At 70.1% G+C, this 21,267-nt stretch carries 20 protein-coding genes; 15 read left to right on the top strand and 5 right to left on the bottom strand.

Annotated features, from left to right (window positions below):
- The 4 genes from ACIPC1_RS31200 to ACIPC1_RS31185 all read right to left on the bottom strand — a co-directional run.
- A partial coding sequence (locus ACIPC1_RS31200) for a 2-oxoacid:acceptor oxidoreductase family protein (protein ID WP_402522948.1) occupies positions 1-1,145 on the bottom strand: 1,145 nt, incomplete at its 3' end.
- A 271-nt stretch (positions 1,146-1,416) separates the two neighbouring features.
- Complete coding sequence (locus tag ACIPC1_RS31195; RefSeq protein WP_384394017.1) at positions 1,417-2,076, bottom strand: response regulator; 660 nt, start codon at positions 2,074-2,076, stop codon at positions 1,417-1,419.
- Positions 2,077-2,342: 266 nt separating this feature from the next.
- On the bottom strand, positions 2,343-3,698 hold the full coding sequence (locus ACIPC1_RS31190; protein WP_402522944.1) for a sensor histidine kinase: 1,356 nt from the start codon (positions 3,696-3,698) through the stop codon (positions 2,343-2,345).
- Positions 3,699-3,945: 247 nt separating this feature from the next.
- Positions 3,946-5,202, bottom strand: a complete 1,257-nt coding sequence (locus ACIPC1_RS31185) for a sensor histidine kinase (protein WP_402522942.1) — start codon at positions 5,200-5,202, stop codon at positions 3,946-3,948.
- A gap of 232 nt (positions 5,203-5,434) precedes the next feature.
- On the opposite strand from ACIPC1_RS31185, the gene ACIPC1_RS31180 reads away from it, so the two are divergent.
- The 14 genes from ACIPC1_RS31180 to ACIPC1_RS31115 all read left to right on the top strand — a co-directional run bounded on the left by ACIPC1_RS31180 (position 5,435) and on the right by ACIPC1_RS31115 (position 19,261).
- Entirely contained in the window at positions 5,435-5,908 is a 474-nt protein-coding gene (locus ACIPC1_RS31180) for an NADH-quinone oxidoreductase subunit A (protein ID WP_402522939.1), read from the top strand.
- The gene (locus tag ACIPC1_RS31175; protein ID WP_402522935.1) at positions 5,899-6,561 is read left to right on the top strand and encodes an NADH-quinone oxidoreductase subunit B; all 663 of its coding nucleotides are present in this window, start codon (positions 5,899-5,901) and stop codon (positions 6,559-6,561) included. Before ACIPC1_RS31180 ends, ACIPC1_RS31175 begins: the two co-directional genes overlap by 10 nt.
- Positions 6,558-7,889: an NADH-quinone oxidoreductase subunit C gene (locus ACIPC1_RS31170; protein ID WP_402522933.1), complete on the top strand. Its 1,332-nt coding sequence runs from the start codon at positions 6,558-6,560 to the stop codon at positions 7,887-7,889. The genes ACIPC1_RS31175 and ACIPC1_RS31170 overlap by 4 nt, the downstream gene beginning before the upstream one ends.
- Positions 7,886-8,854 carry an NADH-quinone oxidoreductase subunit H gene (locus tag ACIPC1_RS31165; RefSeq protein ID WP_402522931.1) on the top strand — a complete coding sequence of 323 codons (969 nt, stop codon included), beginning with the start codon at positions 7,886-7,888 and terminating at the stop codon, positions 8,852-8,854. The genes ACIPC1_RS31170 and ACIPC1_RS31165 overlap by 4 nt, the downstream gene beginning before the upstream one ends.
- A 2-nt stretch (positions 8,855-8,856) precedes the next feature.
- The gene (locus ACIPC1_RS31160) at positions 8,857-9,675 is read left to right on the top strand and encodes a 4Fe-4S binding protein (protein ID WP_402522929.1); all 819 of its coding nucleotides are present in this window, start codon (positions 8,857-8,859) and stop codon (positions 9,673-9,675) included.
- A gap of 56 nt (positions 9,676-9,731) precedes the next feature.
- Entirely contained in the window at positions 9,732-10,469 is a 738-nt protein-coding gene (locus tag ACIPC1_RS31155) for an NADH-quinone oxidoreductase subunit J (RefSeq protein ID WP_402522990.1), read from the top strand.
- Positions 10,469-10,909, top strand: a complete 441-nt coding sequence (gene nuoK, locus ACIPC1_RS31150; RefSeq protein ID WP_402522926.1) for an NADH-quinone oxidoreductase subunit NuoK — start codon at positions 10,469-10,471, stop codon at positions 10,907-10,909. The genes ACIPC1_RS31155 and nuoK overlap by 1 nt, the downstream gene beginning before the upstream one ends.
- Positions 10,906-12,897, top strand: a complete 1,992-nt coding sequence (locus ACIPC1_RS31145; protein WP_402522924.1) for an NADH-quinone oxidoreductase subunit L — start codon at positions 10,906-10,908, stop codon at positions 12,895-12,897. The genes nuoK and ACIPC1_RS31145 overlap by 4 nt, the downstream gene beginning before the upstream one ends.
- A gap of 6 nt (positions 12,898-12,903) precedes the next feature.
- Positions 12,904-14,481 (top strand): NADH-quinone oxidoreductase subunit M, encoded by a 1,578-nt coding sequence (locus tag ACIPC1_RS31140; protein WP_402522922.1) that lies wholly within the window; start codon positions 12,904-12,906, stop codon positions 14,479-14,481.
- Positions 14,478-16,001, top strand: coding sequence for an NADH-quinone oxidoreductase subunit N (locus ACIPC1_RS31135; RefSeq protein WP_402522919.1), 1,524 nt, complete (start codon positions 14,478-14,480; stop codon positions 15,999-16,001). The genes ACIPC1_RS31140 and ACIPC1_RS31135 overlap by 4 nt, the downstream gene beginning before the upstream one ends.
- Before the next feature lie 177 nt (positions 16,002-16,178).
- Positions 16,179-17,042 carry a zinc metalloprotease HtpX gene (htpX, locus tag ACIPC1_RS31130; protein WP_402522917.1) on the top strand — a complete coding sequence of 288 codons (864 nt, stop codon included), beginning with the start codon at positions 16,179-16,181 and terminating at the stop codon, positions 17,040-17,042.
- On the top strand, positions 17,039-17,431 hold the full coding sequence (locus ACIPC1_RS31125; RefSeq protein ID WP_402522915.1) for a YccF domain-containing protein: 393 nt from the start codon (positions 17,039-17,041) through the stop codon (positions 17,429-17,431). The genes htpX and ACIPC1_RS31125 overlap by 4 nt, the downstream gene beginning before the upstream one ends.
- A gap of 15 nt (positions 17,432-17,446) precedes the next feature.
- A complete protein-coding gene (locus ACIPC1_RS31120) occupies positions 17,447-18,613 on the top strand; it encodes a barstar family protein (RefSeq protein ID WP_402522912.1) in 1,167 nt (388 codons plus the stop codon).
- Between the two features lie 81 nt (positions 18,614-18,694).
- On the top strand, positions 18,695-19,261 hold the full coding sequence (locus tag ACIPC1_RS31115) for an SMI1/KNR4 family protein (RefSeq protein ID WP_402522910.1): 567 nt from the start codon (positions 18,695-18,697) through the stop codon (positions 19,259-19,261).
- Between the two features lie 156 nt (positions 19,262-19,417).
- On the opposite strand, the gene ACIPC1_RS31110 is transcribed toward ACIPC1_RS31115, so the two are convergent.
- A complete protein-coding gene (locus ACIPC1_RS31110; RefSeq protein ID WP_402522908.1) occupies positions 19,418-20,716 on the bottom strand; it encodes an APC family permease in 1,299 nt (432 codons plus the stop codon).
- A gap of 196 nt (positions 20,717-20,912) precedes the next feature.
- On the opposite strand from ACIPC1_RS31110, the gene ACIPC1_RS31105 reads away from it, so the two are divergent.
- The gene (locus ACIPC1_RS31105; protein WP_384380321.1) at positions 20,913-21,179 is read left to right on the top strand and encodes a GlsB/YeaQ/YmgE family stress response membrane protein; all 267 of its coding nucleotides are present in this window, start codon (positions 20,913-20,915) and stop codon (positions 21,177-21,179) included.
- Positions 21,180-21,267: the final 88 nt, after the last annotated feature.

Genomic DNA, 21,267 nt, shown 5'->3' with positions numbered 1-21,267 from the left:
AGATCCGCCTGCTCCGTCTTCGTCGGCAGACCCGTCGAAGGCCCGCCCCGCTGGATATCGATCACCAGCAACGGCAACTCCAGCGACACCGCGAGGCCGATGGTCTCCGACTTCAGCGCCACACCCGGCCCCGACGTCGTCGTCACCGCCAGCGAGCCGCCGAAGGCCGCGCCCAGCGCCGCCCCGATGCCGGCGATCTCGTCCTCCGCCTGGAAGGTCCGTACACCGAAGTTCTTGTGCCTGCTGAGCTCGTGCAGGATGTCCGAGGCCGGCGTAATCGGATACGAGCCCAGATACAGCGGCAGATCCGCCTGCTTCGAGGCCGCGATCAGCCCGTACGACAGGGCCAGATTCCCCGAGATATTGCGGTAGGTACCGGTCGGGAAGGCGGAGGAGGCCGGGGCGACCTCGTAGGAGACCGCGAAATCCTCCGTCGTCTCACCAAAATTCCAGCCCGCCCGGAACGCCGCAATATTGGCAGCCGCAATCTCCGGCTTCTTCGCGAACTTGGCCTTCAGAAACCTTTCGGTTCCCTCGGTGGGCCGGTGATACATCCACGACAGCAGACCCAGCGCGAACATGTTCTTGCTGCGCTCCGCCTCCTTGCGGGAAAGGTCGAACTCCTTGAGCGCCTCGACGGTCATGGTGGTGAGAGGGACGCGGTGGACACTGAAACCGTCCAGCGAGCCGTCCTCCAGCGGATTCGTGGCATAGCCGACCTTCGACATCGCCCGCTTCGTGAACTCATCCGTGTTCACAATGATCTCCGCGCCACGCGGCACATCGGCGATGTTCGCCTTCAACGCCGCCGGGTTCATGGCGACCAGCACGTTGGGCGCGTCGCCCGGCGTGAGGATGTCGTGGTCGGCGAAGTGCAGCTGGAAAGACGAAACGCCCGGCAGGGTGCCTGCGGGCGCTCGGATCTCGGCGGGGAAGTTCGGAAGGGTCGAGAGGTCGTTGCCGAAGGACGCCGTCTCGGAGGTGAAGCGGTCACCGGTGAGCTGCATACCGTCACCCGAGTCACCCGCGAACCGGATAATCACCCGATCCAGCCGGCGGAGCTCTTTCGCCCCTGCCGGTTTGCGCTGTTCTCCTACGACGGCTCCGTCGGCCTGTTCCGCTGCGCTACTGACCTGGCTGGTCACTGAACTGGACCTCCCTCGAGGCGGCTGTCTGGGAGCGGCCTTCCCGCAGGCCATCCCAGGATCAACCCTACGTCTGTAAGGGTCGCCTTCCCGGGGTCATTCGCACAGTGGACACCATTTTGAGACTGCTTGACAGCATGACTTGTCATGACTTGCCCGCCCCCCGACGCTTCCCTTGAAGACGCTCCCGCTCATCCTTCGGTTCTCGTGCCGCTCGGCCGGCTCTCGTTCCGCCGGTACTCCCACAGTCATCTGACACAGTGTCAGATGGTCAGGACTTCAGGTAGGTGAGGACCGCCAGAACACGTCGGTGGTCCCCGTCGCTCGGGGAGAGCCCCAGCTTCAGGAAAATGTTGCTGACGTGCTTCTCGACGGCGCCGTCGCTCACGACGAGCTGCCGTGCGACGGCGGAATTGGTCCGGCCCTCGGCCATCAACCCCAGGACCTCCCTTTCCCTCGGGGTGAGCCCCGCGAGCACGTCCTGCTTGCGGCTGCGCCCGAGCAGCTGCGCGACCACCTCCGGGTCCAGCGCGGTACCCCCCTTGGCCACCCGTACCACCGCGTCCACGAACTCCCGCACCTCGGCCACCCGGTCCTTGAGCAGATAGCCGACGCCACGGCTCGAACCGGCCAGCAGTTCGGTGGCGTACTGCTCCTCCACGTACTGCGACAGCACGAGCACACCCAGTTCGGGATACGCCTTGCGCAGCTGTACGGCGGCCCTGACCCCCTCGTCGGTGTGCGTCGGCGGCATCCGGACGTCGGCGACGACGACGTCCGGCAACTCACCCCGCTCCGCGAACTCGGTGATCGTCTTGATCAGCGCTTCGCCGTCCCCGACCCCCGCCACGACGTCATGTCCGCGATCGGTCAACAACCGGGTCAGGCCCTCCCTGAGCAGCACTGAATCCTCGGCGATGACGACTCGCACCCTGTCCTCCACGATTTTCGGCCCCCCATTTGTGCGACAGCCCCCCAGCATTCCAGCATTGGGACCGACTTGGGCCGGGGCAGCGAGGATTCAGCCCGTACGGCGTTCGAGGACGAGCGCGTTCAGCGCGATACGGGGGGTCTGGGGGCGGAGCCCCCCAGGTGCGGGAATGGGTAGGGGCGGCGGGGGCGAAAAACACCCCACGCCGCCCCAGGCTCTCCCCGGACCGCTCCCCCCGCCCCCCGGACCGCTCGCCCCCGGACCGGTCACCCCCGCCAGGGCAGCTCCGCGGTGATCCGCGTGGGTCCGCCCACCGGTGAATCCACCACCAGAATCCCGTCCACCGCCCCGAGCCGCTCCGCGAGCCCCGCCAGCCCCGATCCGGCGGAGCCATCGGCGCCGCCCACCCCGTTGTCCACGACCTGAAGCATCAGCCGGTTCTCGACGCGCCAGACATCGACCGTCGCGCGGGTGGCCCGGGAGTGCTTGCTGATGTTCTGAAGCAGCTCCGAGACCGTGAAGTACGCGATTCCCTCGATCGCGGGCGCGGGCCGGGCCGGCAGATCCACATCGACCTGCACCGGCACGGTGCACCGCGAGGACACCGCGGACAGCGCGGCGTCGAGGCCGCGGTCGGTGAGGACCGCCGGGTGGATGCCGCGGGCCAGATCCCGCAGCTCCTGCAACGCCGTCTTCACCTCACCGTGCGCCTCACCCACCATCCGCGCGGCCGCCTCCGGGTCCTCCGTCAGCTTCTCCTTGGCCAGCCCCAGATCCATCGCCAGGGCGACCAGCCGGGCCTGCGCCCCGTCGTGCAGATCGCGCTCGATGCGCCGCAGGTCGGCGGCGGCGGTGTCGACCACGACCCCCCGGTCCGACTCCAGCTCGACCACCCGCGTCGCCAGCCGCGACGGGCCGAGCAGCCCGCGCACCATCACCCCGTCCACCGTGGTCAGTCCGCGCACGATCCACGGCGTGGCCATGGTGAACAACAGCCCCACCAGCGCGGTCACGGTGATCTCGAAGGGGTTGTTCAGATAGACGCTGTGCGTGTCGTCGCCGTAGAGCTGGAGCCCGTCCTGCCCCCCGTACATCGGGAAGACCCAGAACCACAGCGGATACGTCAGCAGCGCCCACCCGTACGCCCAGAAGTTCAGGGCCACCACGAACGAGAACACCGACCACGGGAACTGCACCACCGTGTACAGCAGATGCCGCCAGGACGCACCGCTCCTGAGCACGGCACCCATCCACGCCATCGCCCCGCGCTTCCGCATCCGCAGCGGCTCGGGCGCGGCCACCTCGACCCCGAGCAGCCGACGCGCCCGGGCCCGCTCCAGCGAGCCGAACCCCCGGCAGCCGGCCAGGGCGCCGGCGAGCACCGGGACTCCGAGGAAGGTGATCAGCAGGCCCGCGCCGAGCGAGAACATCGTGACGGCGTACGTGAACATGAGGATGCCGAGCGGCAGGCTCAGCATCACGTAGCCGAACTCACGCCAGCTGCGGGCCTCGATCGGCGCCCGCAGCGGCGCCGGAAGACGCAGCCGCCGTTCCCCGGCACCCGCCCCGTGGGATCCGGGTCCACCGTGCTGCCCGTACCCCTGTCCGTAATCCGTGGCCATCGGTCCGTCCGTTCTACTCGTCTCGTCCTGCTCGTCGGCTCGTACCTCAACCCTGCTGTCCAGGGCGCCCACCGACCATGGAGCGGGTCGGCGTCCTGGAGCGGGGGTTTTCCCTACCTCGGCGGGTGGGGCGGCGGCCGTACGCGTGCACGCGCCGCATTCGGCCGTACGTTCGAGGCCGCCGCCGCACGCACCCGCGGTGGGCCTCGGGCGGCAGGACGGACGGAGTGACCGCCACCCGCAACTGTTACCGCGCGGGCTCGTCCCGCCGGTCCTGAGCCTGCTGACCCTGAGCCTGCTGTCCCTGACCCTGGTCCCGGTCCCGCCAGGGCAGCTCCGCCGTGATGAGCGTCGGACCGCCGGGCGGCGAATCGATGACGAAGAGGCCGTCCACGGCGCCGAGCCGGTCGGCGAGCCCCGCCATCCCCGTACCGCCGCCGATGCCGGCCCCGCCGCTCCCGTCGTCCCGCACCTGGATGAGCAGCCGCTCGTCCGTCCGCCACACGTCGACGGACGCGGACCGCGCACCGCTGTGTTTGCTCACGTTCTGCAGGAGCTCGGAGACGGTGAAATATGCGATGCCCTCGATCGCCGCGGCGGGTCGCGACTCCAGGTCTGCCGTCACCTTCACCGGCACAGTGCAGCGCGAGGCGACCGCGGACAGCGCGGCGTCGAGTCCGCGGTCGGTGAGGACGGCCGGGTGGATGCCGCGGGCCAGGTCGCGCAGTTCCTGCAACGCGAGCTTCACCTCGCCGTGTGCCTCGTCGACCATGGCCGCGACGGTGTCGTCGGCCTGGCCCTCCAGGAGCTTCTCCTTGGCGAGCCCGAGCCCCATCGCCAGGTTGACCAGCCGGGCCTGCGCCCCGTCGTGCAGATCGCGCTCGATACGCCGCAGGTCGGCGGCGGCCGTGTCCACCACGACCCCCCGGTCCGACTCCAGTTCGGCGATACGCCGCTCCAGGTCCTCGGAGGGCGACAGCAGTCCGCGCACCATGGCCCGGTCCACGTTCGTCAGCCCCCGCGCGAGGAACGGCAGCACCGGCCACAGCACAAACAGCGACACGAGCGTGATCGTGAAGGTGAGGATGCCCCAGGGCAGCCGTATGAAGTCGTACAGGACCGTTCGCCAGCCCACCGGATCCTTCAGCGCCAGCCACAACTGGGCGAAGAACCCGCCCCGGCCGCGCAACGGCAGCGGGCTCGGCTCGTCGATCCGCAGCCCGAGCAGCGCCCGGGCCCGGGCCCGTTCCATCCTGCCCAGCAGGCGCGCACCCATCAGTCCGGCCGCGAGCAACGGAAGTCCGATCACGGTCACGGTCAGGCCGACGCCCGTGGACAGCACCGTCACCACATAGGTGAATCCGAGCACTGCCATCGGCAGATTGGCCAGCAGATGTGCGATCTCCTTCCACGTCTGCCGGTCGAGGGCGAAGCGTGCGGGAGGGAGCCGGTCAACGTCGGACGTTCTGTCCGGCGGTCCGGGGAGCGGGATGCGTTCGGTCATATCCGCTAGCGTGCCCGGCGGCGAGCCGCGGCGCCATGAGGTGGACCGCCGGGATCCACTGGGGAAAACCCCACCCCCGGAGCGGACCCGGACAACGACTCCGCCCATGCCCGGGCGTGACGGGCTGCTTACCGTTCCTTTAGCAGGCCCTAGACTCCCGTCCGTACAGATCGTCGAACGAAGCGCAGACAGAGTGCGCGACGCCAACGAGGCCAAGGAGTGTGGGGCTGACGTGCCGGAACCGACCGTTGGCACGGCAACGGGGACCGCTGTCGCGGCGGACTCGTTCCACGGGACCGCTGTTGCCGCGGACTCGTTCCACAGGACCGCTGTCGCGGCGGACTACTTCCAGTCGTACTCGGTCGTCGGACTGCTCGCCGTCGTCGGCGTGTTGTTCGTCGCCGTCGCCTTCGGGGCGGGACGTCTGCTGCGGCCGATCGTCCCCACCCCCGAGAAACTCCTGACGTACGAGTGTGGCGTCGACCCCGTCGGTGAGGGCTGGGCCCACACCCAGGTCCGCTACTACGTCTATGCCTTCCTCTACGTGATCTTCGCCGTCGACTCGATCTTCCTCTTCCCCTGGGCGACCGTCTTCGCCGCACCCGGCTACGGCGCGGCCACGCTCGTGGAGATGTTCATCTTCCTCGGCTTCCTGGCCGTGGGCCTGCTGTACGCCTACAAGAAGGGCGTCCTGGAATGGACGTGACCCCCGAGACCTCCGGGCAACCAGTGATCTCCGGGCAACCGGTGACTTCTGCTCAGCCGGTTTTCGTGCCGGAGCCCCAGCGCCTCGGCGCGCTCTCCCGCCTGGCCCCCGAACCGATGAAGGTGGTCCTCAACTGGGGCCGCCGCTACTCGCTCTGGGTCTTCAACTTCGGCCTCGCCTGCTGCGCCATCGAGTTCATCGCCGCGTCCATGGCCCGGCACGACTTCATCCGGCTCGGCGTGATCCCCTTCGCGCCCGGCCCGCGCCAGGCCGACCTGATGGTCGTGTCGGGCACGGTCACGGACAAGATGGCGCCGGCGGTGAAGCGCCTCTACGAGCAGATGCCGGAGCCGAAGTACGTCATCTCCTTCGGCGCCTGCTCCAACTGCGGTGGCCCGTACTGGGATTCGTACTCCGTCACCAAGGGCGTCGACCAGATCATCCCGGTGGACGTCTACGTGCCGGGCTGCCCGCCCCGCCCGGAGGCCCTCCTCCAGGGCATCCTGAAACTCCAGGAGAAGATCGCGCGCGAGTCGCTGGGCGAGCGGTACGGGTCGGCGTCGCGGCCGTCGCCGGCCGCACTCCAGAGCGGTCTGGTCCAGCCGCCGGCCCCGGCCCCGGCTCCGGCTCCGGACTTGGGAGACGCCCGATGACCGGCTGGCTCCCCGCTCCTGTCGAGGAACTGTTCGGCCCCGAGGCCACGGCCGAGGAGTCGTACGAGGTCCTGACGGTCGACGTCCCGCCGGCCTCCTGGACCGCGGCCCTGGAGACCTCGCGCGAGGTCCTGGGCTGTACGTACTTCGACTGGCTCAGCGCCGTCGACGAACCGGCCACGGGCTTCCGCGTCATGGCGCACGTGGCGGCCCTGGGCCCGCTACGGCGCCTCCTCGTGCGTACGACGGTCCCGCACTCCGCGCCCGTCCTCCCGTCGGCCGTATCCGTGTACGCCGGCGCCGGCTGGCACGAGCGCGAGACCCACGAGATGTTCGGCGTCACCTTCGAAGGCCACCCGGGCCTGGACCACCTGCTCCTGCCGGAGAGCTTCGAAGGCCACCCCCTTCGCAAGGACTTCGTCCTCGCCGCACGCGTCGCCAAGGCCTGGCCCGGGGCCAAGGAGCCCGGCGAATCCGAACACGGCGGCCCCAAGCGCCGCCAGATGCTCCCGCCCGGCGTCCCCGACCCCAACGAGTGGGGCCCCCTCAAGGGCCAACTCCCGCCTGCCCCGGCCCGCCCCGCCCGCGGCACCGCCCGCCCGCCCGGCGACCGCCCGGTACGCCGGGCGCGTACGGCGGGGGAGGGCTCGGCCAGCCAGGGGACGGGTGCGGGTCCTGCGGATACGGGATCTGCGGATACGGGGTCGGTGGGCGCGGGCGCGGGCGCGGGCTCTGCGGACATGGGCTCTGCTGGTGCTGGGGCCGGAGATCCGGGGGCGCCGCGTCGGGCTCGGAGCGCGAGTCAGGGGTCGGCCAGCCAGCAGGGGGCGACACCTGTCCCGGGGGCTGGGGCAACTCCGGACGCACTGGCGGCCGCTGAACCGGCCGCCCCTGAACCGGCCGCCCCTGAGCCGACGGCTCCGGCCGGTCCACGCCGCGCACGCAGCGCGAGCCAGGGTTCGGCGACCCAACGGGCGAAGGCCAACGAACCGACGGCCCCCACGGCGCCTCCAAGCCCCGCCGCGCCGCGCAGCTCGGACGCCCCTTGGCACCAGGCGCGCCCTGCTTTCGACGAGCAGGAGCAGGGGCAGGAGCGGGAGCAGGAGGGGGAGCGGGAGCCGGAAACGCCTCCGGAGCCATCAGCTGCCCGGGATCGCGAGGCCCACGCCCCGAGGACCCCGAGGACCCCCAGGACCCCGAAGCCCGCCTCCTCCCCAGAACCCGAAGCCACCCCCAAACAGCCGCCCGCACCCCCCGACGCCGACCCCGCCCCCGACACCTCCACCCCAACCGCAGACCCCGACGACCCCTCCGGAGGCACGCAGTGAACGACGCTCTCGACGTCGCCCTGCGACTCCTCGTCGTCTTCGTCGTGTTCCTGACGTTTCCTCTGATCGTCGGTCAGGCCGAGCACAAGGTGATGGCCCACATGCAGGGCCGCCTGGGCCCGATGTACGCGGGCGGGTTCCACGGCTGGGCCCAACTCGTCGCGGACGGAGTCAAATTCGCGCAGAAGGAAGACATCGTCCCGGCAGGGGCGGACCGTCGTATCTTCCAACTGGCCCCCGCCGTGGCCCTCCTCCCGTACCTCCTGGTCCTCCTCGCGATCCCCATCGGCCCGGGCGAGGGCGCCGTCGGCGAGGTCGTCGACGCTGGCATCTTCTTCGTACTCGCCGTCATGGGCGTGGGCGTCCTCGGCTCACTCATGGCGGGCTGGGCCTCGGCCAACAAGTTCTCCCTCCTCGGCGGCCTCCGCACCGCCGCCCAACTCCTCGCGTACGAACTCCCGATGCTCCTCACCGCCGCCTCCGTCGCGATGGCGGCCGGCACCGTCTCCCTCCCCGGCATCGTGAACGCCTTCGAGTGGTGGTGGCTGCCCTGGCAGATCGTCGGCGGGATCGTCTTCTTCGTGGCCGGACTCGCGGAGCTGCAACGGCCCCCCTTCGACATGCCCGTCGCCGACTCGGAGATCATCTTCGGCGCGTACACCGAGTACACCGGTCTCCGCTTCGCCCTGTTCCTCCTCGCCGAGTACGCCGGAATCGTCGTCCTGTGCGGTCTGACCACCGTCCTCTTCCTGGGCGGTTGGCACGGCCCCTGGGGCGCCGACGGCCTCGGCTGGGTCTGGACCCTCCTCAAGGCAGCCGTGCTGGCCTTCGTCGTCATCTGGCTGCGCGTCACCTACCCCCGCCTCCGCGAGGACCAGCTCCAGAAACTCGCCTGGACCCTCCTCGTCCCCCTCGCCCTCGCCCAGATCGCCCTCACCGGCATCGTCAAGGTGGTGATCTCCTAACCATGGCCCCCATCCCCGGCTCCGGCCTCGCCAAGGGCCTGGCCGTCACCCTCCGCACGATGACGAAGAAGACCGTCACCGCGCAGTATCCGGACGCCCAGCCCGAACTCCCGCCCCGCACCCGCGGTGTCATCGGCCTCTTCGAGGAGAACTGCACGGTCTGCATGCTCTGCGCCCGCGAGTGCCCGGACTGGTGCATCTACATCGACTCCCACAAGGAGACGGTGCCGGCCGCCGCCCCCGGTGGCCGCGAGCGCAGCCGCAACGTCCTCGACCGCTTCGCCATCGACTTCGCCCTGTGCATGTACTGCGGTATCTGCATCGAGGTCTGCCCTTTCGACGCGCTGTTCTGGTCCCCGGAGTTCGAGTACGCCGAGACCGACATCCACGAACTCACCCACGAACGCGACAAGCTCCGCGAGTGGATGTGGACGGTTCCCGCTCCGCCCGCTCTGGACCCCGCCGCCGAGGAACCGAAGGAACTCGCCGCCGCCCGCAAAGCAGCCGAGAAGCTCACGGCAGCCCAAACCGCCCCCCGGCCCCCGGCCTCGGCTGAACCGCCCACCCGCCCCGAGCCCCCAGCCAAGCCCGAGTCCTCCCCCCGGCCTGAACCGCCTGCCAAGCCCGTGTCTTCCGGGCACCCCGAATCGTCTGCCAAGCCCGTGTCTTCCGCGCGGCCTGAACCGTCTGCCAAGCCCGAGTCTTCCGGGCGCCCCGAATCGTCTGCCAAGCCCGAGTCCTCCCCCCGGCCTGAACCGCCCACCCGGCCCGAGCCCTCCTCCCAGCCCGACTCCGCCAATCCGCAGGAGGGCGAGTCGTGAGCGTCGCAGCAGCCACGGTCACCGCGGCGCACGCCGTGACCACCACCGCATCCGCAATCGCCACCACCGCAACCGCGACTGCCACCACCGCGACTGCCGCCACCACGGCTGCCGCCGAAAGCCACGGCTTCCTCTCCCCGACCGGCGTGGAGATCGCCTTCCTCCTCGTCGGCCTGGTCACCCTCGGCGCCGCGATCGCCAGCGTCACCACCAAACATCTCGTGCACGCCGCCCTGTGGCTGGTGGTGGCGCTCGGCGGCCTCGCCGTCGAATACCTCCTGCTCACCGCGGAGTTCATCGCCTGGGTGCAGGTCCTCATCTACGTCGGTTCCGTCGTCGTCCTCCTCCTGTTCGGTCTGATGCTCACCAAGGCCCCCATCGGCCGCTCCCCGGACGCCGACTCCGGCAACCGCTGGGCCGCCCTGACCGTGGCCGTCGCCTCCGCGGCCGCCCTGGTCTGGGTCGTCGTCGACGCCTTCCGCACGACCTGGATGGACCTGGAAGGCGCAGCCGCCGGCTCCACCGAGGTGACCGGCAAGGCCCTCTTCCAGAACTGGGTCCTCCCCTTCGAGGCCCTCTCCGTCCTCCTCCTCGCCGCTCTGGTCGGCGCGATCGTCCTCTCCCGCAAGTCGAAGGAGGACGCGGCGACCACAACCGGCGCCCCGCGCCCCAGGAGCATCCCGACCACCGGGACCGCCCCCACCGCCTCGACCACCGGGACCGCCCCCACCGCCCCGCCGGCCCGGAGCGAGACGCCTCCGACCCCCCGGAGCGAGAAGGAAGGCACCCGCTGATGCACCTCGCCTACCCCGCCGTGCTCTCCGCCCTCCTCTTCTGCACCGGCCTGTACGGAGTCCTCGCGCGCCGCAACGCGATCCTGGTCCTGATGTCCGTCGAGCTGATGCTCAACGCCGTCAACCTCAACCTCGTCGCCTTCGACGTCTGGCTGAGCAAGACCGCCCAGGACACCCTGCACTCCGGCCAGGCCCTGACCCTGTTCACCATCGCCATCGCCGCCGCCGAGATCGGCATCGGCCTGGCGATCGTCCTCGCCGTCCACCGCAACCGAGGCACCGCGGACATCGACAAGCTCCGCGACACAGCCGAGGGCCCGGACACAGACGGCCCCGACGACGGCCCTGACGACGACGGCTCCGACAGCGACGGACCCGGCAGCGGTGGCCCCGAAGCAGCCGCCGCCCGGCCGGTCGAGAAGGCTGAGGCCACCGCGTGACCACGACCACCCTCGCCGTCCTCGTCCCCCTCCTTCCGTTCCTGGGCGCCGTGGCCGGCCTCCTCCTCGGCCGCACGGCCCCCGGTTTCGTACGCCCCCTCGCCGTACTCCCTACTCTCGCGGCGTTCGCCCTCGCCGTAGTGGTTGCGGTACGCCAGGGCGGCGACCAGGCCGTCGACGCCGCCACCGAACTGACGCCCACCGGGTCCGTCCCCATCGAACTCGCCCTGCACATCGACGGCTTCGCCGCCCTCGTCGCCGTGCTGGTCGGCCTGGTCGCCTCCTGCGTGCAGATCTACTCGACGGGCTACCTGCGCGACGACCCGCGCTACCCCTCGTACGCCGCTCTCGTCTCCCTCTTCACCTCCGCGATGCTGCTCGTTGTCTACTCCGGCGACCTGATCGTGCTCCTGGTCGGCTGGGAGATCATGGGCATCTGCTCGTACTTCCTGGTCGGCCACTACTGGGAGACCCCCGAGGCACGCGCCGCCTCGATCAAGGCCTTCCTGGTCACCAAGCTCGGCGATGTCCCCTTCCTGATCGGCCTGTTCGCCCTCGCCACCGACGCCGGGTCCTTCCGCATCACCAAGGTCCTCGGCGCCGTCGCGAGCGGCAGCCTGGACCACCCGACGCTGATCGCACTGCTCCTCCTCGCCGGTGTGGCGGGCAAGTCGGCGCAGTTCCCGCTGCACACCTGGCTGCCCGACGCGATGGCGGGCCCAACTCCCGTCTCCGCGCTGATCCACGCCGCGACGATGGTCACCGCCGGTGTCTACTTCATCGCCCGGCTCCTTCCCGTCTTCCAGGCCTCCTCGGCCGCGATGGTCGTCCTCGCCGTCATGGCCGCCGTCACGATGGCCGGTTCGGGGCTCGCCGCGCTCGCCCAGGACGACATCAAGCGCGTCCTCGCCTACTCGACGATCGGCCAACTCGGCTACATGACCGGCGCGCTCGCCGTCGGCGACCGCGGTGCCGCCGTCTTCCACCTCCTGTCCCACGGCGCCTTCAAGGCGCTGCTGTTCCTCGCCGCAGGCGTGGTCATCCACGCCTCCGGCACCAACTCGCTCGCCGCCATGTCCCGTATGAAGGACCTGCGTGCCCGCGTCCCCGACGCCTACTGGACGATGACCGTGGCGTTGCTCGCACTCATCGCGATCCCGCCGTTCAGCGGCTTCTTCTCCAAGGAAGCCGTCCTCGGCGCCGCCGAGCACGTCGCCACCGGCCACACCGAACACGCCCCCGGCATCGCGGGCTGGATCGTCCTCGTCGCCGGTCTGGTCAGCGCCGTACTCACAGCCGCATACGCCACCCGGCTATGGCTGCTCGCCTTCCGCGGCCGGGGCATCGAGGCCCCCGACCACGGCAGGCAGCCGTTCACCATGACCGCCGTGCTGTGGGTGCTCGCCGTCCCGTCGCTCGCCCTCGGTCTGGCGTACGGTCCGCTGCCGGACTGGTTCGACGGCCGCGATCTGACGCCGGTGCTCACCACCTCCGTCCTCGGCACGGGGCTCGCGCTGGTCGGCGTGATCGTCACCTACGGCGCCTGGCAGCACACCAGCACGCTGGCCGCCCAAGTCCCCCTGGGCGCGGTCGCGGCCCACCCCGACGCCGATGCCGGCCTGGTCGAAGCCGAGGCGATCGCAAGCCACGCGCCCGCCTACGGAGACGTGGCCTACACCCCCGACCCGGCGGACCCGGGCCGATTGCTCCTCGGCCCACTGCACCGCCACGCCGCCGTCGGCTTCCACCTCGACGCCGTGTACACGGCACTGTTCGTCCGCCCGGTCCAAGCCGCGGCCGCCCTCGTCCAGTTCCTCGACCGTGAGGTCGTCGACACCTACGTACGTGGCGCGGCCGCCCTGCCCCGCTGGCTCGGCGAGGCCGTACGGCGCGCCCAGACCGGCAATGTGCAGACCTATGTGAGCGCGCTGCTCGCCGGCACCGTCGTCCTGGTGGTCGCCGCCCTCCTAGTCGCCACGGGAGCGTGAGCAGGCGTGATCGATATCAGTGAATCCGTGATGCAGATCCTTCTGGCATTCATCGTCGTCGGCCCGCTCATCGGCGCCGCCGCGGCTCTTCTGCCGGCTCCGCCCGGACTGAAGGGAAAGTCGCCCGAGCAGGCCGTGCTGCGGCACGGTGTGACCGTCACCGGCGCGGTGCTCATCGCCGCGATCGTCCTTACGCTCGGGTTCGACCACGACCACCCGTCAAGGATGCAGGCCACGACGGACATCAGCTGGATCCCCGCACTCGACGTGCGGATCCACCTCGGCATCGACGGCATTTCCCTCCCCCTTCTCGTCCTTACCGCGCTGCTGACCTTCCTCTGCGCGCTGTACAGCTACTTCAAGATGCCCGCGGGCCCGACCCCGAAGGCCTTCGTCGCACTCGTCCTCGTCCTCGAGTCCGGCACCCTCGCCACCTTCGCCGTCCTCGATCTGCTGCTGTTCTTCCTCGCGTTCGAGATGGTGCTCATCCCGATGTACTTCCTCATCGCCCGCTGGGGCGGTGAGCAACGGACCCAGGCCGCTTGGAAGTTCATCCTCTACACACTGCTCGGCTCCGTCGTCATGCTGCTGGGCCTGCTCCTGATCGGAATCAAGTCCGGCACATTCGACATGGTGGCACTCGCCACTGACAACGGCCGGTCGCTGACCACATCCGTGCAGGTCATCGCCGTTTTGGCGATCGGAATCGGGCTCGCGGTCAAGACGCCGATGTGGCCGCTGCACAGCTGGCTGCCCGACGCCCACACCGCCGCGCCCACCGTCGGCTCGGTCCTGCTGGCCGGCGTCATGCTGAAGATGGGCACGTACGGATTCGTCCGCATTCTGCTGCCGATCGCACCCGAAGGCATGCACACCTTCGCCCCGTACCTCGCCGCCTTCGCCGTCGTCGGGATCATCTACGGATCCCTGGCCTGCCTCGCCCTCGCCAAACAGGGCGCGAAGGGCGACCTCAAGCGGCTCATCGCGTACTCGTCCGTCGGACACATGGGCTTCGTGCTGCTCGGCATCGCCACGATGACCCCGACCGGAGTGAACGGCGCGCTGTTCGCCAACGTCGCCCACGGCCTCATCACCGGCCTTCTCTTCTTCCTGGTCGGCGCGCTCAAGGACCGCACGGGCACCACCGACCTCGATGCCCTCGCCGAGGAGACCGGCGCCGCCCTGTACGGCAAGGCCCCCCGCTTCGGCGGCCTCCTCGCCTTCGCCGCGGTCGCCTCGCTCGGACTGCCGGGCCTCGCCGGATTCTGGGGAGAGATGCTGGCACTGTTCGGCGCCTTCAACCCCGCCGACGACCTCAGCCGCCCCACGTTTGTGACGTTCATGGCGATCGCCGCCTTCGGCACACTGCTCACCGCCGCCTACATGCTCCTCGTCGTACGCCGCGTCTGCATGGGCGCCACCCCACAGCCGGAGAGCCCGAAGCTCGCCGACATCAAGGGCTACGAATTCGCCGCCTGGGCCCCGCTCGTCGCCCTCACGGTCGTCGCCGGACTCTGGCCCAAGGCCCTCCTCGGCCTGACCGACCCGGCCGTACAGCAGCTCTTCGCAGGAGGTACCCGATGAGCTCCCTGGCCCAGCCCGCGGCTCAGTCCCTCGTCCAGTCCGTCGACTGGCTCGCGATCGCGCCCCCCACCATCGCCGCGGTCGTCGGACTCGTCGTACTCGTGGCCGACCTCTTCCTCGGCGACGCAAAGAAGCCGATGCTCGGCTGGGTGTCGGTCGCGGGACTCGGCGCCGCCACGCTCATGCTGCTGCCCCTCCTGGACGGCGACCGCGCCACCTTCTGCGTGACCGGCAACAGCGACGTGTGCAGCTACACGGCGGACCGCTTCACGCTCGTCATCCAGCTCCTGGTCCTCGGCGGCGCACTCCTGACGGCACTGCTCTCGGTCACGGCCCTGAAGGACGCCAACAGGGAACTCCCCGAAGGGGAGTACTGGTTCCTGTTGCTCTCCTCCGCCGCGGGCGCCGCCCTGCTCCCCGCCTCGCGCGACCTCGCAACCCTCATCGTCGCCCTGGAAGTCGCCTCTCTGCCCGCCTTCGCCCTCGTCGGCATCAAGCGCGGCGACAGGAAGTCCTCCGAAGCAGCCCTGAAGTTCTTCCTGTCCTCCGTCACCGCGACCGCCGTGAGCCTGCTGGGCGTCAGCTTCGTCTACGCCACGACCGGCACCCTCTACCTCACCGAGATCGCGGACAGGATCCAGCAGGTCGACAGCCAGTTCCACACGCTCGCCCAGGCGGGCGTCGCCCTCACCCTCGTCGGCTTCGCCTTCAAGACGGCCGCCGTGCCCTTCCACTTCTGGGTGCCCGACACCTACGTAGGGGCGCCTTTGCCGATCGCCGCCTACTTGTCGGTCGTCGGCAAGGCGGTCGGCTTCTCCGGGCTGATCCTCGTCACCGTCGTCGCCTTCCCGTCGTACGCCGACGTCTGGGGTCCGGCGCTAGCCGCCCTGGCGGCCCTCACCATGACGGTCGGCAACGTCGGCGCCCTACGGCAACAGGCCACGCGCGCGTACAGCGCGGTACGGCTGCTCGCCTGGTCCTCCGTCGGCCAGGCCGGCTACCTCCTGGTGCCGATCGCGTCCGCCGCGTACTCCAAGGACGCGGAGAAGGCCATCGGCTCCACCGTCGCGTACGCCCTGATGTACGCCGCCGTGAACCTCGGCGCCTTCGCCGTGGCCGCCCTGGTCGCCCGTACAAGCCCCCTCAATCGCGTCAGCGACTACCGGGGCCTGTACGCGGCGAGCCCCCTGTCGGCGCTCCTCCTCGGCTTCTTCCTGCTCTGCCTGGCCGGCCTGCCCCCGGGCATCATCGGCCTCTTCGCCAAGGTCACCGTCTTCTCGGCGGCCGTCGACGCCGGCCTCGGCTGGCTGGCCGTGGTCATGGCCGTCAACGTGGTGATCGCGCTCTTCTACTACCTGCAATGGACGACGCTGTTGTTCCGCGCCCCCGAGGGCGAACCCGCCAAACATCCCGTCCCGGCCCCGCTCACGGCGGCGATCGCCCTGACCGCCGTCCTCGGCATCGCCCTCTCCGGAGCACCACAGCTGGCCCTGCGCTTCTCGGCAACCGCCCTTTTCTGACGTCCACCGGGCACGCGCGCGCGTGGACCGTCACCCGGACGGACCACGCCCGCAGGTGCGCGCACAAGGGAACTAGTGCTCCTCGTCTGGCGTTGACCAGTACGGGAGGGTCCACTGAAGAGTGGAAGCAGAGCATCAGTAGAGGGTTCCCCTGCGGCACCATTTGGAGGGCGTACCGTGCACCGCCGGCACAACGGGCTCAGGACCGCTGTTCTCCTCGGGGGACTGTCCGCACTCATCATCGTCATCGGCAGCTTCTTCGGGCGCACCGGCCTCGTCATCGCACTGGTCATCGCGATCGGCACGAACGCCTACGCGTACTGGAACAGCGACAAACTGGCTCTACGCGCGATGCGCGCGCGCCCGGTGAGCGAATTCGAGGCCCCGGTGCTGTACCGCATAGTCCGCGACCTCTCCACGCAGGCCCGCCAGCCCATGCCGAGCCTGTACATCTCACCGACAGAGGCACCGAACGCGTTCGCCACGGGCCGCAACCCGCGCAACGCGGCCGTGTGCTGCACCGAAGGCATCCTGCGCATCCTCGACGAGCGGGAACTGCGCGGCGTCATCGGCCACGAACTCAGCCACGTCTACAACCGCGACATCCTGATCTCGTCGGTCGCCGGCGCCCTCGCCTCCGTGATCATGTTCCTGGTCAACTTCGCCTGGCTGATCCCGATCGGCCGCTCGAACGACGATGACGGACCCGGCATCCTGGGCATGCTGATGGTGATGATCCTGGGCCCGCTCGCCGCGTCCCTCATCCAGCTCGCCATCAGCCGCTCCAGGGAGTACGAGGCGGACGCGTCCGGCGCCCAGCTCACCGGCGACCCCCTCGCCCTCGCCAGCGCCCTGCGCAAGCTCGACGCGGGCACCAAGCAACTGCCGCTGCCCCCCGAGCCGCGTATCGAGACGGCAAGCCACATGATGATCGCCAACCCCTTCCGCCCCGGACAGGGAATGTCGAAGATGTTCTCCACCCACCCGCCCATGGCGGAGCGCATCGCCCGGCTCGAGAAGATGGCAGGTCACCACCAGTGAAGACAATCCTGAACGTCATCTGGCTCGTCCTGAGCGGCTTCTGGCTGTTCCTCGGGTATGTGTTCGCGGGCGCGCTGCTGTGCGTCACCATCATCGGCATTCCGTTCGGCATCGCCGCGTTCCGCATCGGCGTCTACGCCCTGTGGCCCTTCGGCTATACGACGGTGGAGCGCGCCGACGCGGGCGCGCCGTCCTGCATCGGCAACGTCCTGTGGCTGGTGCTCGCCGGCTGGTGGCTCGCCCTCGCCCACATCGTCACCGGCGTCGCCCTGTGCCTCACGATCATCGGCATCCCGTTCGGCATCGCCAACTTCAAGCTCATCCCCGTATCGCTGCTCCCTCTGGGACGCGAAATCGTGCGCACAGACCAGCCGTTCGCGACGCGCTAGCGGGCGGGCCCGGGGGTGGAGTCGCCGAAGTACCTACTGGTCTCCTACGACACCGAAGCCGACTTCAACGGCGATGACGGGTATGCGGAGGCGTGGTCGTCGTGCGCGGAGGCCGAGGGACTCTTCAGCGATCCGCCCCGCCCCGAGCGAGGGACGTACGAACTGCTCGGATGCGCCCTCGAAGGCGAGTTGCGGACCGCCTTCACACGCGCGCGTGCCGATGGTTCGGCGCCGCTCGGCCTTCTGGTCCTGGAAGTCCTGGACAAGAAAGGCGAGTGCCTCGTCGAGTGGGAGCTGGACGACGCGCGTGTCATCGACGACCGCCCGTGCGCGCGTGACCTGGCGCTCCGCGACATCACCGTGGAGGCGTCGGAGTCCGTCGACAACGCGTCCGACTATCCCCAATGCCCGCCGCTCTCCCCGGGCTACCGGTTGTCCGGCGCGGAGAACCTCCCCTGGGGCACCTGCAAGGACCTGGCGCACGTCTGCACCGGACCGCCCGGACCGCCCGGACCGCTGGAGCCGTCACTGCGACTGCTCGGCTGCTCCCCGAGCGGGGCGCTGCGCGCAGCACTGGACGCCGGCGAGGAGGACCTGGGGCATGCCAAGGTGCTGCGACTCGACGCGCACGGCCGCACCGTGCAGTCGGCCGTCGAGGGCGAACTCACCGCGTGGATCCCGTCGGCGCGCGGCCGAGGCCTGGTCGACCTCACCCTCGAACCCTGGTCGGAGCGTCCACCGACCGCGGCCTCCGAGGTCTGGGACCTGTGGTGGGCCGGACGCCCGTCCGAGCCCAACGTGTGGGCGCAATGCACTGCAGAAGGCCGCGAGTTCTGGCTCCGTACGGCCCTGACGAACCACACTTACGGCGAGCCCGACAGACCGCCCGGCACCACCTATCACCTCGACGGCCGGCACATCACGGACGCCCGCGGATTCTTCTGCGCGATCGGCGAAGCCGTGAACGGGCCCGGCGGATACTTCGGCTGGGGCCTCGACGCCCTCAACGACTGCCTTCGGGGACGCTGGGGCGCCGACGCACCCTTCACTCTCGTCTGGCACGGCGCGCACATCGCCCGCAGCTGCCTCGGCGTCACCCCGCACACCGGCAGCCGCCCGGTGACCTTCGAAGAACTGCTCGTCTTCTTCGCCGAAAAACACATCGACGTCCGTCTCGCCTGACGGCGCCGGATCATGCCTGACGGCGCCCGAGGGTTATCCACAGGCTGCCCGATTGTCAGTGGCGCGCGGCATCATGAACCCATGACCGAAATCGAGCAGTTGCTGCAGAGGGTGGCGGAAGGGGCCCGCAACACCCGCCCGTGGGGCTGGCCTTCACTCCCGGAGCCCGTGGACACGACCGCGGTCGCCCGCGCCGAAGCCACCCTTGGCTTCCCGCTACCCGCGCTGCTCGCCGCGCTCTACTTGCGTATAGGGGACGGCGGATTCGGCCCGGAGTACGGCCTGCTGCCCTTGCTCGACGGCTCTGCCTCCGGCGAACCTGCCGCCGTCCCGCAGTACCTCGCCAACAGAAAAAGCGGCCGCAAGGACCCGGAGTGGCCCTGGCCCGAGGGCGTCCTGCCGATATCCCACTGGGGCTGCGGAATGTACGCGTGCGTGGACTGTCAGAACCCGGACGGCACGGTCCTCTTCTTCGAGCCGAACGCGGACGAGGCCGACCACGCCTGGTACGTGGATGCGCCCGACCTGGCGACCTGGCTGCACACCTGGCTCGACGGAGCCGGTTGGTACGAGGAGTCCAACGACGACATGGACATGGCCCCCTGGCCCGAGTTCCGCATACGCACGGCGGCGCCACGAGCCTCGTAGCGCCGCTCAAGGAACCTCGGTCGTCCCGCCCTGCCGCCTGCGCCACGGAGGCGACCGCGCCGCCTCCAACCGGGCCCGTCTCACGCCAACTGCGCCCGCCGCCCTCCGGCAGATGCCTGCTTCCCGCTGCCCGTGGGCAGCACACTGCCGCCGCCCCTACTGCTGTTGCGAACCGCCTGCCCGTCGCCGTATGCCGTAGGCAGCCGCCCCCACCGCCAGCACAGCCGCACCCAGCACCACGGAAACCCCAGGCAGCGCGAACGCCAGTGTCACGCACCCGACCAGTCCCACCGCCGGCATCACCCGCGACACCGGAGCCGAACTCAACGTCCAGGCCGAGGCGTTCGCCACCGCGTAGTACGCCAGCACACCGAAGGAGGAGAAGCCGATCGCGCCCCGTACATCCACCGTCGCGGCCAGCACGGCGACCACCGCGCCCACGGCCAGCTCTGCCCGGTGCGGTACCTGGTAGCGCGGATGTACGGCGGCCAGGGCGCCCGGCAGATGACGGTCACGGGCCATGGCCAGCGTCGTCCGCGAGACGCCCAGGATCAGGGCGAGGAGCGAGCCGAGCGCGGCCACGGCGGCACCCACCCGCACCACCGGCACGAGCCCTGGCACCCCGGCCGCCCGCACCGCGTCGGTCAGCGGCGCCGAGGTCTGCCCGAGCCCACCCGACCCCAGTACGGAAAGGACAGCGACCGCCACCACCGCGTACACCACGAGCGCGATACCCAGAGCCACCGGGATCGCGCGGGGAATGGTGCGCGCAGGATCCCGCACCTCCTCACCGAGCGTCGCGATCCGCGCGTATCCGGCGAACGCGAAGAACAGCAGCCCGGCCGCCTGAAGCACCCCGCCCGCGCCGGTGGAGAGCCCGACATCCAGCCGCGCGGGGTCGGAGGCCTCCGAGCCGAGGCACCCGACCACCACGGAAGCGAGGACCGCGAGGACCACCGCCACGATCGCCCGCGTCAGCCAGGCCGACTTCTGTACGCCGCCGTAGTTCACCGCGGTCAGGGCCACCACGGCCGCGACCGCCACCGCGTGCGCCTGTCCCGGCCAGACGTACGCGCCGACGGTGAGCGCCATCGCCGCACAGGAGGCCGTCTTGCCGACGATGAACGACCAGCCCGCCAGGTACCCCCAGAAGTCCCCGAGCCGTTCGCGCCCATACACATATGTGCCGCCCGAGGCGGGATACCGGGCGGCGAGCCGAGCCGAGGACATCGCGTTGCAGTAGGCGACCACGGCGGCGACCGCGAGTCCGAGCAACAGTCCGGACCCGGCCGCCCGCGCCGAGGGGCCCAGCGCCGCGAAGATCCCGGCACCGACCATCGACCCGAGACCGACGACAACCGCGTCCCCGACACCCAGTGTCCGGCGCAGCTCCGCACTGGCCCGCGAGCTGTCGCCCTCCTGCCCACGAGGCCGTCCGGCACCGGAATGTGTCATACGCCGCACCCTACTGATCGATGCAACCGAGCAGCGTCGACAAGGCGTCCTCCCCGGCAACAAGCCACCAACACACGCGCGACCAGCGGCTTGAGGGCATGGAAGGCATCAAGGCGTCGCGGCATCAAGGCATGAGCACAGGCTGGCCGGAGCAGGAGTACAGGGCAGGCACAGTACGGAGAGGCAGGTTCGGGGCATGGGCATCATCAGCTGGATCATTCTGGGGCTGTTGGCCGGGGCCATCGCCAAATTCCTGCTGCCGGGCCGCGATCCGGGCGGCTTCATCGGAACGACGGTCATCGGCGTCGCGGGCGCCTTCATAGGCGGCTGGATCTCCGCCCGCTGGCTGGACCACCCCATCACCAAGCAGTTCTACGACGGTGCCACCTGGGCCGCCGCGATCGGCGGTTCGCTCGTGCTGCTGGTTCTCTACCGCATCCTGTTCGGCGACTCGCGCCGCTGAGCGCGTACCCCCCAAGGCCGCAGCCAGCAGGCGAGAAGGGTGGGCACCCGGGGACTCCGGATGCCCACCCGTTCTCGTAAGCGCAACG

Source organism: Streptomyces sp. NPDC087263 (assembly GCF_044744645.1).
In the GTDB taxonomy this organism is placed as follows: domain Bacteria; phylum Actinomycetota; class Actinomycetes; order Streptomycetales; family Streptomycetaceae; genus Streptomyces.
The sequence above is the reverse complement of the archived record's forward strand: the minus strand, read 5'-3'. Positions and strand labels throughout refer to the sequence as shown.